We start from the raw sequence: 15,390 nt of genomic DNA, 5'->3' as shown, positions 1-15,390 counted from the left end.
CAATAAATGCCTTAATTTTACACAAAGGATTTGAAATATGGAATTAAAAGTATTCAACTTAGCAAAAGAAGAACTAGAAAAACTCCAATACGCACTTATTCAAACACAAAAGGGTGATATGAAAATCAAGCTTTTTCCAAATGAAGCACCAAACACAGTGGCAAATTTTGTGCATTTAGCGCAAAAAGGATTCTATGATGGTTTGATTTTTCACCGCGTAATTCCGGGATTTGTCGCACAAGGTGGATGTCCAGAGGGAAGCGGTAGAGGCGGACCGGGATATAGAATTGCTTGTGAGTTAGAAAATAATCCCCATAAACACTTAAAAGGAACACTTTCTATGGCACACGCTGGGCGCAATACGGGGGGTAGCCAGTTTTTCATCTGCTTTGCACCACAACCACATTTAGATGGCGAACACACAGTATTTGGACAGATTGAAGATGCAGAGAGTTTGAAAGTTTTAGATTCCATAAAACAAAACGACAAAATCCTAAAAATTATCATTTAGGATTTCTATGCAAGAAACAATTGATTTAATCGCAAAGTATGGCTATGTTATTTTGTTTTTATACTCCCTTGGTGGAGGGTTTGTCGCACTTATTGGCGCAAGCGTGTTAAGCTTTGCTGGAAAAATGGATTTAACATTTAGCATTATAGTAGCAGTGATTGCGAACTTTATAGGCGATTTAATGCTTTTTTATATAGCGCGCTACCAAAAAGCAATGATGCAACCTTATTTTGCAAAACATAGGCGCAAACTTGCCTTAGTGCATATTCTAATGCGCAAATACGGATCAATAATTATTGTGATTAAAAAATACATTTATGGCTTAAAAACACTTGTGCCTCTAGCAATTGCCCTAACGCCCTACTCTTTAGCAAAATTTAATCTCTATAATGCCATTGGCGCAGTAGTTTGGGGAGTCAGCATTGGGCTTTTAGGGTATTTCTCGGGTGGAATCTTAATTAAAACTTTTGAGACACTAAGTGAATATCCACTCCTTGCGCCACTATTTATTGCGGCATTGCTAGGTGGTTTGTGGCTTTGGCTAAGTCGTGCAACAAAAAGGAATTAAATGGTAACCCAAAATCAACTTGAAAGCTTACTAAAAGAACAAGTGCTAATTCTAGATGGTGCTATGGGGACAGAGATTCAAAAGCACAATATAGAATCTTGGGGAGAAAATGCAAAAGGTGAAAAACTAGATGGTTGTTCAGAAATTTTAAATTTTTCTGCTCCTAATATCATTAAACAAATCCACACAAGCTACTTGCAAGCTGGCGCAAATATTTTAAAGGCAAACACTTTTGGCGTTATGCCTTGGGTGTTAGCAGAATATGGCTTAGAGGAACGTTGCAAGGAAATTGCAAAATGTGGAATTACATTAGCAAAAGAATGTATTAAAGCACACAAACCTTTAGAAAATCAAAAAAACGCGCTCTTTGTTGCTGCTTCTTTGGGTCCTGGAACAAAGCTCCCTAGCTTAGGACATATTGATTATGACACAATGTTGAGTGGCTATCGCACTTGTGTTGAGGGTTTCAAGGAAGCAAGAGCAGATATTATTTTACTAGAAACCGCACAAGACCCATTGCAAATTAAAGCCGCCTTGCATGCCTGTAAAGAGATTGCTCCAGAGATTCCAATAATGGTATCAGTTACTATTGAGACCACAGGAACAATGCTTATAGGCACAGATATTACTACACTTTTTTACATTTTAGAACCCTTTGAGATTCTATCTTTAGGGATAAATTGTGGCTTAGGACCAGATTTAGCGCGTAAGCATTTACTAGATTTAAGTGCTGTGTGTAAATTCCCAATCTCTATCCATACAAACGCAGGACTCCCACAAAATAGGGGAGGAATCACATATTACCCAATGGATGCAGAAGAGTTTAGTTCTATTGAAAAAAGTTTTTTGGATATCAAAGGAGTTTCTCTACTTGGGGGTTGCTGCGGAACAACACCAGAGCATATCAAACAACTTGTGCAAAAAACCGCTCACCACAAACCCCTACCACCCAAAACTGCTGTAACACCTTGCATTACTTCACTCTTTGAACACAAAGAGCTAAAGCAAAATCCAGCACCTTTGCTAATTGGCGAACGCTCTAATGCCACAGGCTCAAAGGCTTTTAGAGAGTTGTTGCTACAAGAAGATTATGAAGGCGCACTTAGTGTTGGTAATGCACAAGTACGTAGCGGAGCACATTGCTTAGATCTTAGTGTAGCCTTTGCAGGGCGCAATGAAGAAAAGGATATGCAAGCATTAATCCCACTTTATGCGACAAAAATCACTCTCCCCTTAATGGCAGATTCCACCCAAGTTAATGCATTAGAAATCGCTCTAAAACATATCGGAGGGCGTCCTATTATTAACTCGGCAAACTTAGAAGATGGAATCCAAAAATTTGATAAAGTCGCAAGTCTAGCTAAAAAATTTGGTGCTATCCTTGTATGCTTGACAATTGATGAGCAAGGAATGTGCAAGACATATGAGAGAAAAATTGCATGTGCAAAAAAAATGATGGAACGTGCAAAAAAGGTGCATAAATTAAGAGAAGAAGACATTATTTTTGACCCACTAACCTTTACCATAGGTAGCGGTGATGCAGAATATTTTACAGCAGGGATTGAGACACTAAATGCCATTAAAACTTTAAGTGAGATTTTTCCAAAAGCAGGAACTACACTTGGATTATCAAACATTTCTTTTGGACTTAGTAAAGAAGGTAGAATCTGTTTAAATTCTGTCTTTTTACACCACGCAATTAAAAATGGCTTAACTTCTGCAATCGTCAATGTTGCTCACATTATTCCTTATGCGCACTTAGAGCAAGCAGACATTAAAGCATGTGAGGATTTAATCTTTAACACAACACAAACTAACGATGCCCTCTATGCGTTTATTAAACATTTTGAATCTAAGGGAGAAATGCACTTACAAAGCACAGAAGACGATAGCGCACTATCTACACAAGAGAGAATCCAAAAATACCTTATCAATGGCGATTTAAATGCGATGCAAAATCTCCTACCCACCGCTAAGGATTCCATTAATCCTGAAATTATTATTAATGAAATTTTAATTGATGCGATGAAAATTGTAGGAGAACGATTTGGCAATGGAGAAATGCAACTTCCTTTTGTTTTGCAGAGTGCTGAAGTGATGAAAAAAAGCGTGGATTATCTCAATGCTTTTTTACCTAAAAAGCAAAGCACACACAAAACAACGATCGTAATAGGAACAGTAAAAGGAGATGTGCATGATGTTGGTAAGAATCTTGTAGATATTATCCTAACAAATAATGGTTTTAATGTTATCAATATTGGAATCAAAGCAGAGCTAGAAAAGTTTTTAGAAGTGCTAGAAACACAAAAAGTGGATTGTATTGGTATGAGTGGGCTTTTAGTTAAATCCACGCTTGTAATGAAAGAAAACTTGCAAGAGCTAAAAAGGCGCGGGATTACGATTCCTATTATGTTAGGTGGGGCAGCACTTAATCGCAATTTTGTAGAGGAATATTGCCGTCCAAATTATGATGGAATCATTTTTTACTGCAAAGATGCCTTTGATAGTGTTGCTGCAATGCAAATTATACAAAGTGGAGATTTTAGTGATTTAACTCTACCTAGCCAAAAGGCTAAAAATGAAAATGTAGAAAACAAAGAATCCAAAAAGGAAGCAAGACTTGCTAAAAAACTAGAAAAAGCTCTACAAAAGGATTCCACAAAAAAACCCACTAAATGTGCATTAGAGTTTAACTACATCACGCACACTCCACCCTTTTTTGGAGCAACTTCTCTAGAGCTTAGCAAGAGTGATTTAAATTCTGTGTTTGATTATCTTGATAAAGATTTGCTTTTTAAGCACCGCTGGGGATATAGTAAGCTTAAAAAAGAAGAATATTTAGAACTAAAAGAAAAAACACTAGAACCGACATTTCAAACACTTAAAGAGGAATTTATTACACAAGGAATCTTTAAACCCATAGTGCTTTATGGATATTTTCATACGCGCACAAAAGTGCCTAAAAATTTAGAAGACGGACTAATTTTAGAGCTAAGCGCAAATGTAGATTTTAGCAATACAGAATCCTTTTTATTTCCACGTAGTAGTAAAAAACCCTATTTATGCTTAAGCGATTACTTCAATCCAAAAGGCGATATTTGCGCATTGCATTTAGTCTCTAGCGGACATAACTTCTCCCCTTATGAAGAGAAGCTTTATAAAAACGGCGAATACCATAAATACTATTTAGCCCATGCTTTAGGAATGGACTTAGCAGAAGCTCTAGCAGACTTCATTCACGCAAGAGTGCGCAAAGAACTTGCTTTAGATTCTAAATGTGGGCAACGTTATTCCTTTGGCTATCCCGCATGTCCTGATTTATCTCTTAGCAAGGGACTATTCAAGCTCTTAAATCCAGAATCCTTTGGAATCTTTTTAAGTCAAACCTACCAAATGACTCCAGAAGCAACTACTTCAGCACTTATCGTGCCTTATAAAGATGCAAAATATTTTGCCCTTTAGCTAAAGATTCCTTTTAGTGAGCTAGGGTCAAAGTTTTCAAAATCAAAATTTTGACCATTTGGAGTGCTAAAAGGCAAACTTGACTTTTCAATAAGTCCGCTAATTTGCCCCATTTTATCACTGATTTCTTGGTGTTTGTTAGCAAAGCTCTCACTCAAATTCCCTTGAATTTGGCTTGGCAGTGGCAAAGATAGAGAGACACTCTCCCCTGCTAGAGAAATTGTTAGCTCTTTTCCAAATAGTGCTTCTCCTTTAAATTGCGCAGCTTTTGCGCTTGCATCAAGAGCATTTAAGTCCTCTCCGCTACTTTTAATCTGATTACTTAGCGCATTTAGTGTAATATCAGCAATCTGCATTGCGCCCACCATTTCATTTGCGCCTTTAATTCCATCGCTAAATTTACGGATTTCTAACGCATTTTGAGAGAGGCTAGGCAACTCTTGTATTTCTTGTGCAGTCTGTGTAGCAATTTGAGATTCTGCGGTTTTAGATTCTGCGGTTTTAGATTCTGCGGTTTTAGATTCTGTATGTAGAGCTTCCACTTGTGGCTTTTGGTAGATATTCCCCAATCCATAGGGATTTATTGTTGATAACATCACAACTCCTTTTAAAGTTTTTTAAGTGTTAAGCATTTCTTATTCCACTTTTTAAAAATCCAAAAAAACCTTTAAGCCTATTTTAGAATTAAGTAAAACTAGGTTAAAATCCTTTAGGTTAAACCTTTTAGAAATAAGTTGGGGATTTACAAAATTAAACAAGGGGATTTAGAGTGGGAGAGTTTGAGTTTTCACAATTTAATAATCAATCTTTTATAACAGATTTTAAAGAAGATTTCGTGCGTGAGTTGCTTATTGCTCCATTGCTAAAAGCACTGGGATTTCACTTGCGCGATAAAGAGAATCCAAAAGCACTAGAAATGACGCTAAGTCAAAAAATCACAAGCCCCACGATTCTAGGAAGTAATGAAAAAATCACCCTAACGCGATTTCCTGATTATGTGCTTTATGTAGATTCCAAGCCTCATTGTGTGCTAGATGCAAAAGCCCCTAAGGTTAAAATTGACCCTAAAAGCAAAGCTGAGCGTCAAGCCTTTTATTATGCAATTAATCCCGAGATTAAAGCCCCATTTTACGCGCTATGTAATGGCATTTCCTTTACGCTTTTTCAAACAAGCACACAAACCTTGCTTAAAAATTTTTCTTGCGAAGAGCTTTTTGCACATAACTTTGAAAACGAGCATTTCACACTACTTAAGCAATACCTAAGCACCCCGCTAGAATCTTTAAAACAAACGCTAACCCAAGATGCTAAAATGCCCAAAAAGCCTGATAGTTGGTATTTAAGCCGCGAATTACCTAGGGCGATTTTAAAGCCTCAAAAACGGGCTAAAGCGCGTTATTTTGGCTGCACGGCGTATTTTACGCGTCAGAGTTGGGATATTGTTACGCAAAATATCAAAAACTTCACCGATAAGGGCGATGTCGTGCTAGACCCCTTTGGAGGTAGTGGCGTAACTGCCATAGAAGCGATGATGCATGGACGCTTAGGGATTCACACGGATTTAAACCCTCTAAGTATCTTTATGACAAAGGCTCTAAGTGTGCAGGTGGATTTGAGCGCATTGTATGACTTAAGTGAGGAGATTTTAAAAGAATTTGCAAATCTTAAGCCCAAAAATGAAAAAGAGGCAAAGGCTCTATTAAAGGGCGCGAAATATTATCCTAACGCACTAGATAGTGAGTTTGGCAAAGTCGCCACACAAAAAGAGCAGGACTCTACACTTTGGATTCCAAAAGATGCGCTTTTACCAAAGGGAAGCGATGTGGATTGTGTTTTGCAGCTCTTTAGTAAAAGGCAACTTGCAGAACTTGCAATTTTGCGCAAACTCATTTTTAAACACACCACACCTAGTGGAAGCAAAGAAGCTAGAATCCATAAAAGGAATCTGCGGTATTCGCTGATGTTAGCGTTTTATAATATGCTAACAGTGTGTAATCTCACCTACCATATTTCAAAGCATAAAGGTTTAACCAATAAGGCGGGGGATAGTGGTATTTTTCGCTACTATCGCCATCGTATTGCCAAAAATCCAACTTTTGTAGATATTGCAGAATCTTTCAGAGGTAAAATCAATCGTGTTCTTAAAGGCAAAAGGGAATTAGAATCTGCCCCAAGTGATGGTTTCTATCAAAGCTATTTTTATCCTTTAAAGAGAGTGATTAAAGACTTTAGCGGTGCTATGATAAGCCAAAGAGAAGATATAGAAAAAATAGATTCTATCCTTGATAAAACCAATGGAGAAAAGATTTTTCAAGCCGATGCAACAAACTTAAAAGAAATAGAATCTTTAAGCATAGATTTCATCTACACCGACCCCCCTTATGGTGCAAAGATTCCTTATTTAGATTTATCTACAATGTGGAATGTTTGGCTTGATTTATCTGTGGATTTAACCTTAAAAGAAAAAGAATGCATAGAAAAAGGAAGTTTAGAGAAAAGTCGCGAAGAATACCACGCACTTATGATAGCAAGTCTTAAAGAAATGTATCGCGTGCTCAAATGGAATCGTTGGTTAGCTTTTGTGTTTCAACACCAAGACCCGCAGTTATGGCAGATTCTCGTAGAAGAGGCTCAAAAGATTGGCTTTGAATATGTAGGCTCCATAAGGCAGAAAAATGGGCAAACCACCTTCAAAAAGAGGCAGTTTAAGGCTTTTGTATTGAGCGGACAACTGATTATTTATTTTAAAAAGGTGCAAAATCCCAAAACTCTAGCTAAAGAATCTTTAGGAGGTGATATTACCGCCCTTGTGCTAAATCATGCAGAAGCCTTGATTGCTAGAGATGATGGAGCGACTATGGAAGAGATTCATGCTGAAATTACGATTAAAGGCTTAGAGCTTGGCTTTTTGCACGAGTTAGGTGAAGATTATACAGATTTAAGACCTTTGATTAACTCAAATTTTGACCTTGATGAGACAAACGGAAAATACCATATCAAAAAGGGGCAGAAATTTAAAAGCCACGCAATCCCGCTAGAGCTAAGAACAAAATATTTTTTGCTCTCCTATTTGCGTGGAGCAAAAAGGCAAAACAAAAAGGCTTATTTTGATGATATTTGTTTAGAGATTATCCCCTTGCTTAAAAATGGCGTAAGCCCAAGTGAAGCACTCATCAAAGAAGTTTTAGACCAAATTGCTATTGCTAATAAAGATACAGGCGAATGGCGTTTAAAAGACAAAAAAGGAACACAAGGGAGTTTATTTGACAGCTGATGAATTACATGAATTATATAAGCGCTTAGGTGTGTATGGTGTCTTTATTTATGGCACGATTATGAAATTACAAAATGAGGGTGAGAAGCTCACTATGGAGACAATCCACGCTAGAAGCATAGAATATATACTAAAAAATAAAATGAAACTTGAAGAGGGAAGCGATATTACTAAAATGCTTCCAAAACTTGCCACATTTGATAAAGCCACGCAAGAGTGGAAACTTAAAAGCAATATGGAAATCCTGCAATGCCTTAGAGAAACGCAAAAAAGTGGTAAAAATTAAAAGCATTGACAAAATAACTCTTGAGATTCTTTTAATGAGATAATCCTGTATTATTTTTTTAAAAAATTTACCAAAAATAAAATTGTGATTCCAACTATATAGAATACAAAAATACAAAGTGCGCACTCTGCCATTGTGCCAAACTTTAATGCTGGAATTAAATACCAACCTTCATAATATAAAGCAATGAATTTTTCTTGCAAGGGAGAGAGTTGGACGTTTGTTATTCCTTCTAAAATAGGTATATCCCTTCCACAAAAACCACTTGGAGCAAAAAGAGTTGGAATCCAAACATCAAGAGGGAGATTAAAATCAAATTTTGGGGAGAGTGAGCAGCCTTTTAGCCCAAAGATAAAAGTTTCACTCTGTAAGGCTTTTTGGATTCCATTTAATGTAAGTGCTGCAATAATGCCTTTTATAAGCGCATACGCACAAATTAAAGTCCCAAAAAACCCTACAATGCTTTTAGGGCATATTGCAATAATCATACAACCAAAACCCAACACAACAAGAGCATAACGGATATATACGCATTGTTCGCAAGGTTGCAAGAATAAATATTTCTGCAATACAAAATGCGAAAATGCCACGAAGAGAAATGCCCACACTCCAAGAAAAAGCCAAAAAAGGCGGTTATGTCGCTTCAAAGATTCCAACTATTTTACCTTATAAAGATTAATTAAATAGATTGCAAAAATTGCAATACTTCCGCCAATTAGCGTTAAAATACTTGGAATCTCTCCTAAAATAAAATAACTAGTAATTAGCGCAAATACAGGCACTAAAAGGGGATAGGAACTTGCCTTTTGTGCGCCCACTTGTGCAATCCCCATATAATAAATACTTGTCCCAATAGCAGTTGAGAGCACAGCAACCACTAAAAGCATTAACCAAAAACGCAAATCAAAACTAAAAATCTCTAACATCGCTGGTTGGATTAAAAAAACTGGCGAAAATAGCACCACACTAAAAAGCGTAATATAAAAATTAATTGCAATAGGATGGATTCTAAGACGTTGGCACACTAATGTCAAAACAGCCCAATCTAGTGCGCACAGCACAAAAAAGATATTAAATTTGCTAAAAAGTGTTTGCAAATTACCAAGCTCTAGCAAACAAATCCCAGCAATAACACCTAAAAATAACCCCAAAATCTCATTGCCTCTCATTGCTCTACTTGTGTTTTTTTGGATTTTATATAGCCCAAAGGTTAAAAGATACACAAACACTGGTGTGATAGTTGTTACAAGCACTCCACCCTTACCTGCACTCCCATAATTTAGCCCAACAAAAAACATTAGCGAATACAAGCAATTTAAAAACGTAGCAACAAGCAGAAATTTAAATGCCCTGCTATCAAGCCTAAGCGGAATCCTAAGAGCAATCACAAGCGGAATTGATGCAAAAAGAGCGAAAACAAATCGCCAAAAAGTAATCACATCTGCACTTGTATAACCTACAAGCACTTTGCTACTTGGCCACGAAGCCCCCCAAAAAAACATCGCAATCACAAGCAAAATAGAAAACATAGCACTCTTAGACATAATTTCTCTTAAAATCACAAATTAAAGACGCACATTATAACAAATCATTGTCTAATCATTAGAGCTGTTTGCGTAATGCGCTCTAGTTGTGCTAAGGATTCCATAATCGCATAGGTATTAATTACCACTTTGCTACGTGCCTGTGTCAAGGATAACTCTGCATCTAAAAAATCGCTTGTGCTTTCTATTCTCTGTGCATAGCGATTTTTAGAGATTCTGTAATTCTCCTCTGCTTGAGCACGTGCTAACTTTGAAATCTCCAGCGCATTTAGGGCAAGATTATAATTCTCCAATGCGCTAAAGAGTTGCAATTCCAAATCTTCAATTAGCGCAATGCGTTGGGATTCAAAAGCAAGCCTATTCATCTGCGCGCTCTCTAGTTTAAACCTATCGCTAAAACCATTAAAGAGATTAAGGCTCAATGAGAGTTGCACATTTGTCTTGTCTTTATAAATCCCATCACGTCCACGTAACGCATAATCATCACCATAACGCGTATAATCCCCTACAACATCAACTTCTGGCAAAAAATTTCCCTTAGCACTCTGCACCAAATACGTCTTACTCTTAATAATCTTATCCATAAAAAGCAACTCTGCGCGTCTTTGCAACATTTCTTTTTTTAGATTTTCAAATTTTAGATTCTGTCTTTTTAATTGCAATTCCTCTAAATCCTCTAAAGCAATTTTTGTCCGTGTGTAACGTTCTAAATTCCTTAGTGCATAGTTTAATGCGCTTTTATGACTAAGAAGAGTTTGCAAAGTATTATTTAATTCTACTTCAATTTTTAATAAATCGTTTTTCTGGATTAATCCCACACGATAAAACTCTGCATTTTGTCGCCTTTGTTCTTCTAATAGCACTCTTGATTGCTCGGCAATCTCCACATTTTGCGCTTGTCGCAACACATCAATATAGGCACTTTTTACCAATAAAATTACATCCTCTTTTGTTGCTTCTAGTTGATAATTTTGCGATTCTAATAGAGCCTTAGCACTTTTTAAATTATACACATCACTAAAACCATTAAAGAGATTATATTGCACATTTCCTCCCAAATTTCCGCTTGTCTTTTTATCTGCTCTTTGAATACGATTGCTCTTTTGGGTGGCATAAGTTAGATTAAGACTCGGATAAAATGGGCTTTGGTAAGCTTTATAATTTGCCCTACTCTCTTGTAATAAATACTCTTGTTCTTTAATGCTAGGATTATGGCGCAATGTCAAATCTAGTGCCTCTTGCAAACTAAGCGCATTTGCGATTCCATAACAAAGCAATAAAACAAGGAGAAATCTAATCATTTTTTAGCTCCCTTTTAATAAAAAAAGACAACAAACAAGGAATAAGAAAAATGCTAAGCATTGTGGAGAATCCTAAACCTCCTAAAATCACCGCTCCAAGCCCCCTATAAATCTCACTCCCAGCACCTGGGGCTACAACAAGTGGTAGCATTCCAAAAAGTGAAGTAAGTGTGCTCATATAAATAGGACGAATTCTAACACGTACCGCTTCTAGGATTCCTTTTTGTGTGTCCATTCCGTATAAACGCACATTATGCAAACTTTGATACACAATCAAAATTGCATTATTCACAACAATTCCAACTAAAATAATAAACCCAAGCATTGTAAGCACATCTAAAGGTTGATAGATAAGAAAAATATTGACTAGCCAAAGTCCTAAAAATCCTCCTCCAACAGCAAGTGGAACACTAAAGAGAATAATTAAAGGATAAATAAAATCCTCATATAATGCCGCCATTAACAAATAAATAATAAACACTGCTAAGACAAAGCCCAATAATAAGGAATCTTTAATTTTAGTGAGTTGGTCGGCTGTTCCGCTAAGAGAAATGGTATTATTCTCCAATGCACCGCTTGCTTTTAAACGTTCTAAAATTTCTCCATGGATTAGCTCCATAGACTCTTGAATGGTAATATTTAATGGAGGATTTAACGTAAGCGTAATCGTTCTATTGCGTTCATAATGACGAATCTGGTTTGTTCCATACTCTAGCTTCAAATCTGCTAGTGTGTTAATAGGAATAATCCCTGCTGCAGAAGTGTAAATACTTGCATTATAAAGCTCCTCTGGAGAATAGATTGCACTATTTTGGGATTTTAAAACTAAATCAATTTTTTCTCTACCCTCCTCTTTATACTCTGCAATTTTTCTCCCATCTAAAAGCACATCTAATGCAATACCAAAACTCTTAACATCAAGCCCAACTGCACTTATACGTTCCAAATTTGGATATAAATTTAACTCTGGATAAAGTATTTCTAGGCTCGGACGCGCACGCATTTGTAAGGTTGTGATATTTTTTTCTCCGTATTTTTCTGCAAAAACTTCTTTAATGATTTTCTCTAAGGCAATTGTGCTAGCAATTAAAGAATCTATATTCTCTCCGCTAATATCAATCTCTACACTGCGACTTGAACCTCTACGTTCAAAGATTCCACTTTGCAATGCCGTTCCATTTACTCCGGGAATTTTTTGAATACAAGTTTTTGCAAGAGGAATCAAATCTGCCGCTCTTGTAATATCCACAGCACGTACACCAAAGCTAAGATCAGAAGTTCCTCCCACATAAAACATATTTCCAATTGCTGGATATTGTGCATCTCCCTCAAAACCGCTACTTCCAAAATAATCACTAAGACAATTAAAGACCTCTTGCCCTACTTTTTCTTTCTCTTGATAGGATAATCCAGGCGGTGGTGTCATTCTGCCAAAAACAAAATTTTGATTGCCCTGTGGCAAATACTCCATTTTAGGCAACAAAATATAGCTAAATGCAAGACTTAAAAGCGTTAAACTAAGAATTGTAAAAATTTTATTACGTGTGCTTTGCATGGATTTTTGCACAAAAAACATAATCCAATCTACAAACCATTGCCCAAACTCTCTAATCTTTAAAGAAAATCTAGAGCCACGCATATAGATTTTTTGTAGATTCTTATTTCCTCTCAAAAGACTTTTTTTTGTTCCTAGAAGTTTAGTGCTTTGATAGCTTAGTGTTGGAATCACAACAATAGAAACAAAAAGAGAGAAACTAACAGCACTACTTGCAGCAAGTGCAATATCCCTAAATAGTTGCCCAGCTTCTTCTTGAATATTTAAGATAGGAATAAAAATCGCCACAGTTGTTAGCACAGAAGCAATTAATCCCCCAATGACTTCTCTAGTGCCATCAACTACCGCTTCCACAGGACTTTTATTCATCTTTTTATGTCTATCAATATTTTCTAATACAACAATTGCAGAATCTACAAGCATTCCCACTGCAAAGGAGATTCCAGCTAAGGAGACAACATTTAGTGTGCGGTTTAAAAATGCCATAACAATAAATGTCCCAAATACACTTAGCGGCATTGCCACAGCAATAATAAGTGTTGAGGTTAAAGAGCGCAAAAAGACAAAGAGCACACCACAAGCTAAAAACGCTCCAATGATAATATTACTTTTAACTAAAGCAATGGCTTGTTGGATATAGTCCCTTTGGTCATTTGTCCATTCTAATTTCAAACCCCTATCTTTTAAGATTCCATTATTAAGCGTATTAAAAACAACTTCTACTGCATTTGTAAGCTCTAGAACATTTGCATCAGCTGCTGGTTTAATTGCCACAAATAATGCTTCTTTTGGTATTGTTTCATCTCCACGATAATAGGATACGGTTGTTTTATTCTCAAAACCCTCCTTGACAATTGCCACATCACCAATCTTAACACGTTTTAGACCATCACTCCAAATCACTACATTTAAAATATCTTGTGGGCTTTTGAACTCTCCAATAGTGCGCACACGATAAGATTTTCTACCATAATCTAAACTTCCAGCGGATAAATTCACATTTTGCTTATCTAGCACATTTGCAAGACTTGCCACATCAAGCTTATAAATTGCAAGTTTTTTATCATCAATAATAACATGCATTTCCCTATCATCACCACCAGGAAAGAGTACTTCTGCTACTCCATCAATGCGTTCAAAATACTGAATCACATTTTCATTAAAAAATGTCCTCTCCTCTCGCACATTAACGCTAGAATCTAGACTTACCAACATCATTCTAACAACAGGACTTGTATCCTCCCCAGTTGCACGGATTACAGGGCGGTCAATTGCATCAGGATAACCTTTAACCTCATTAAGTTTATTGCTAACATCTAGCATTGCTTTGGTTAAATCTGTGCCAATTTTAAACTCTAAAGTTACATTTGCACGTCCATTATTTGCAAACCCTTCCATTGTTTGAAGATTATCAATCCCTTTTAAAACTTGCTCTTGTCGCTCTAAAATCTCTCTCTCAATCTCATAAGGAGTCGCGCCGCTCCAAGTAGTATTCACAGAAATTACAGGTCGCGTAACTTGAGGGGTAAGTTGATAGGGCATTGCGCTTAGTGCTAATATCCCAAATAAACTTAGTAAAATCATTCCCACAATGACTACAACAGGACGATTAATTAACGTTTTTATCATTCCTTAACCTCAACGATACTATCGCCTTCTTTTAAACGTTCCGCTCCTACAACAATAACTTTGTCTTTTACGCTTAAATTGTATCCTTGTGGAGCAATATAAGCATTAAGCCCAGAATAACCTTGAATTGTAATTGCTACACGTTTTGCCTTATTTTGATGTGCGATAAAAATCACATTGCCCTTAGCATCTGGCAAAATTGCATCACGTGGCACTAAAAACATTTTCTCATCTCTTTTAATATCAAAAGAAGTGCGTACTTCTAAACCCTCAATAAGTTCTCCTTTTGGGTCATCAATCGCAAGTTTTAGCGGAAAAGTTCTAGCTTTTGCATCCCCTAGCGGAATCAACGCACTAACCTTTGCCTTATAATTTTGATTTGCAATTTGCACCTCTAGGTTATCGCCAACCTTTAAAGCGCGCAAAATCTCAAAAGAGACTTCAAAAGTCGCTTCAAGTGGTGTTAGCTTTGCGATATTAAACACGCTTGCCCCAGCACTTACCCACTCACCCTGTTTTAAAAGCTTTTGTAACACCACACCATCATAAGGGGCTATAATAACTTTTTTGCGCTTTTGTGTCTTTAGCAACTCTAAGCTATGTGCAATAGATTCCATATTTCCCTTTTGGGCTTGCATATCAAATAAAATATCTTCGTATTCCTTAAAAGAAATGGACTCACTCTCATAAAGTGCCCTATAACGCGCATAATCTTTTTTAATTTTCTCATACTGCGCTTTTGCCTGCTTTAGAGCACCCTCTTTTGAAGCAATCTCGTCCCTTAGCAAATCGCTATTTAAAATTGCTAACTCCTGTCCTTTTTTCACACGTTGTCCCTCATTTACAAACACAGAATCAATAATTCCAGAAACTTCAGAAGCAAGCATTCCACGCTCACTAAAATACAAAGAACCGACATATTGATAAGCTTGATTTAAGACTCCATTTTGAATTGTTGCAGTCTTCACAAGAGTAGATTTTGAGGGCTTGTTGGATTTTGCATTTTGTGGATTTATGCTTTTAGATTCCAACTGATTTTTAGTTTGTGCAGAATCCTTTTGAGAAGCATACAACAAACCCCAAAAAAATCCAAGTATCACTACGCAACTAAATAATATTTTTTTGCTAAGATTGCCACTAAAGCGCACAAAATTCCTTTAAAAAACTTTGCCCTATTGTAAAATAAAAATGTTAATTTTTTGTGAAATCTTTCAAAATATTGCTCAAAAGCGTTATAATTTACATTTTTTAAGGGGCGGT

The 15,390-nt window shown here is 36.5% G+C and carries 11 protein-coding genes; 5 read left to right on the top strand and 6 right to left on the bottom strand.

Annotation, left to right across the window (positions count from 1 at the left end; translation table 11 throughout):
- Window positions 1–37 precede the first annotated feature (37 nt).
- Genes K4G57_RS00170 through K4G57_RS00160 form a run of 3 tightly spaced genes read left to right on the top strand, consistent with a single transcriptional unit; the run spans window position 38 to window position 4,541 of the window.
- Window positions 38–511 carry a peptidylprolyl isomerase gene (locus K4G57_RS00170; RefSeq protein ID WP_221531170.1) on the top strand — a complete coding sequence of 158 codons (474 nt, stop codon included), beginning with the start codon at window positions 38–40 and terminating at the stop codon, window positions 509–511.
- A gap of 7 nt (window positions 512–518) precedes the next feature.
- Window positions 519–1,079, top strand: a complete 561-nt coding sequence (locus K4G57_RS00165) for a DedA family protein (RefSeq protein WP_221531169.1) — start codon at window positions 519–521, stop codon at window positions 1,077–1,079.
- Window positions 1,080–4,541, top strand: coding sequence for a methionine synthase (locus tag K4G57_RS00160; RefSeq protein ID WP_221531168.1), 3,462 nt, complete (start codon window positions 1,080–1,082; stop codon window positions 4,539–4,541).
- Here K4G57_RS00160 and K4G57_RS00155 read toward each other — a convergent pair.
- Window positions 4,538–5,137, bottom strand: coding sequence for a flagellar FLiS export co-chaperone (locus K4G57_RS00155; RefSeq protein ID WP_221531167.1), 600 nt, complete (start codon window positions 5,135–5,137; stop codon window positions 4,538–4,540). The genes K4G57_RS00160 and K4G57_RS00155 overlap by 4 nt on opposite strands.
- Window positions 5,138–5,310: 173 nt before the next feature.
- Here K4G57_RS00155 and K4G57_RS00150 point away from each other — a divergent pair, with 173 nt between their 5' ends.
- Complete coding sequence (locus K4G57_RS00150; protein WP_221531166.1) at window positions 5,311–7,815, top strand: DNA methyltransferase; 2,505 nt, start codon at window positions 5,311–5,313, stop codon at window positions 7,813–7,815.
- Complete coding sequence (locus tag K4G57_RS00145) at window positions 7,805–8,101, top strand: hypothetical protein (protein WP_221531165.1); 297 nt, start codon at window positions 7,805–7,807, stop codon at window positions 8,099–8,101. The genes K4G57_RS00150 and K4G57_RS00145 overlap by 11 nt, the downstream gene beginning before the upstream one ends.
- Window positions 8,102–8,151: 50 nt before the next feature.
- On the opposite strand, the gene K4G57_RS00140 is transcribed toward K4G57_RS00145, so the two are convergent.
- From K4G57_RS00140 to K4G57_RS00120, 5 genes are read right to left on the bottom strand one after another with little or no spacing between them, the layout of a single operon-like run.
- Window positions 8,152–8,757: a disulfide bond formation protein B gene (locus tag K4G57_RS00140; RefSeq protein ID WP_221531164.1), complete on the bottom strand. Its 606-nt coding sequence runs from the start codon at window positions 8,755–8,757 to the stop codon at window positions 8,152–8,154.
- Window positions 8,758–9,645 carry a DMT family transporter gene (locus tag K4G57_RS00135; protein ID WP_221531163.1) on the bottom strand — a complete coding sequence of 296 codons (888 nt, stop codon included), beginning with the start codon at window positions 9,643–9,645 and terminating at the stop codon, window positions 8,758–8,760.
- A 44-nt stretch (window positions 9,646–9,689) separates the two neighbouring features.
- A complete protein-coding gene (locus K4G57_RS00130) occupies window positions 9,690–10,946 on the bottom strand; it encodes a TolC family protein (protein ID WP_221531162.1) in 1,257 nt (418 codons plus the stop codon).
- Entirely contained in the window at window positions 10,939–14,130 is a 3,192-nt protein-coding gene (locus K4G57_RS00125; RefSeq protein WP_221531161.1) for an efflux RND transporter permease subunit, read from the bottom strand. Before K4G57_RS00125 ends, K4G57_RS00130 begins: the two co-directional genes overlap by 8 nt.
- Complete coding sequence (locus tag K4G57_RS00120) at window positions 14,127–15,278, bottom strand: efflux RND transporter periplasmic adaptor subunit (RefSeq protein WP_221531160.1); 1,152 nt, start codon at window positions 15,276–15,278, stop codon at window positions 14,127–14,129. The genes K4G57_RS00125 and K4G57_RS00120 overlap by 4 nt, the downstream gene beginning before the upstream one ends.
- Window positions 15,279–15,390 lie beyond the last annotated feature (112 nt).

It is taken from the genome of Helicobacter turcicus (assembly GCF_019711685.1).
GTDB classification, from domain to species: Bacteria; Campylobacterota; Campylobacteria; order Campylobacterales; family Helicobacteraceae; genus Helicobacter_D; species Helicobacter_D turcicus.
Note: the sequence above shows the minus strand (reverse complement) of the source record. Positions and strands in the feature narration are given on the sequence as shown.